2 protein-coding genes are annotated in these 1,633 nt (G+C 38.2%); both read left to right on the forward strand.

All coding sequences use genetic code 11. The features are described 5' to 3' along the window. Nucleotides 1-167: 167 nt before the first annotated feature. Nucleotides 168-392, forward strand: coding sequence for a hypothetical protein (locus H9625_RS17290; RefSeq protein WP_087212593.1), 225 nt, complete (start codon nucleotides 168-170; stop codon nucleotides 390-392). 17 nt (nucleotides 393-409) lie between these two features. Beyond that, entirely contained in the window at nucleotides 410-1,606 is a 1,197-nt protein-coding gene (locus H9625_RS17295; protein ID WP_225226493.1) for a hypothetical protein, read from the forward strand. The last annotated feature ends 27 nt before the right edge of the window (nucleotides 1,607-1,633 follow it).

The raw sequence follows: 1,633 nt of genomic DNA on the forward strand, positions 1-1,633 counted from the left end.
TAGTGTGTCCAGTTCTACGTTCCTAAAAAAGCAGTATCAAACGCCCTTGTTATTGTTCATATTATGCTCTGAAATTTAACACTTTAGCAGGCAAAATAGTTTTTTGAAGATTTGTGTATTTCATTGATATTTAGTAATTTAGTAGAATAATTAAGTAACTGAAAACAATGAAAAAATCAGATTCAAAATCCAATAAAGAGACCCTGGAAGAAGAGGTAAAACGTCTTCGTAAAGAAAATGCCAAACTGAAATCTCAAAAAGCAGCCAAAGAGGCTAAGCTTAAAGAAGCGAGAAAGGAACTTAAAAAAAAAGACGTAAAGACCGTGACTGTGACCGAAGAACAAATGAAATTGTTATCGAACATATTCCCGGACATAGATACTCTCTTCTGATTGTTCAACTTTGTGTATTGATTTACATTCGTACCAACTGCGGCCTCCGCACCGTTGTTAAGATTCTGGAAATTTTCAACGAAGTGCTTGAAGGAAAATGCGGCAAGGTTCCATGCTATAATACCGTAGAGAATTGGATGAAGAAGCTGGGATTATCCACTTACGAAAATGATAATAAACCTACAGATAAAAAGTTTGCGTATATCATTGACGAAAGTATTATGGTCAATCGGGAGAAACTTCTTTTGATTCTGGGCGTTTCCGCCGAACATCCCGGACATCCTCTTAAGCATGAGGACGTTACGGTTGTCAGCATGAAATCCTGCGGCTGCTTTAAAGGAGACGACATCAAGCAAGAGATTGAAAAGTCCATTGAGAAGAACGGGGCTAAACCTGAATATGTAATCAGCGATCAGGCCCATAATCTCACAAACGGAATTTCGCAATCGGGATTGTTGCACCATATCGACATCAGTCATGCCATGGGTACATGTTTGAAACATGCTTATGGCAACGAGCCTGATTTCGTGAACTTTACTACTATTCTTGGAAAGGTCAGATTGCAATATCATCTTACAGACAAGGCTTATCTTTTACCACCCAATATGCGTAGTATTGCCAGATTCATGAATATGAACTCATGGGTTGATTGGGGCAACAAGATGCTTGGTTGTTTTGCTAGCCTCCCAAAGGAAATGCAGGATGCATACTCCTTTGTCCTTGATTATAAGGAGCTATTGGTTGAATTGAAGACCGCCGTTGCTGCTGTTGAGCACATAGAAACAATCTGTAAAACAGAAGGCTTTAATCTTGCTAACAGTAAGAAATGCAAGAAATATATTACGCGGCACATAATAGGCAATGCAAACAACCGTAGAGCTATGCTTGGAATCAAGATTTTGGAATACCTTAAACAGCAGGAAGAGAAGTTGAATGATATTTATGAATCACGCAACATCTCTTCTGATATCATTGAATCAACATTCGGTGTTTTCAAACAAAAAAAGTCGCCAAACAAACTGTATGGCATAACTCCTTTTGTCCTGTTTATACCGTTACACGCAAAACTAGAGAACAAATCTGCCACTAAGACATTTAATTTCAAAGAGCGCTTATGTAATGTTAAACTAAAGGACATTGATACTTTTGCTAATAATCACATGTCCACAAACTGGGTTACAGTACGCACCAAACAGCTCAAAAATGTGGGCTAAATTGGGAACATTAAACTGGACACCCTA

The sequence above is a fragment of the Phocaeicola intestinalis genome (genome assembly GCF_014837065.1).
Lineage (GTDB): Bacteria > Bacteroidota > Bacteroidia > Bacteroidales > Bacteroidaceae > Phocaeicola > Phocaeicola intestinalis.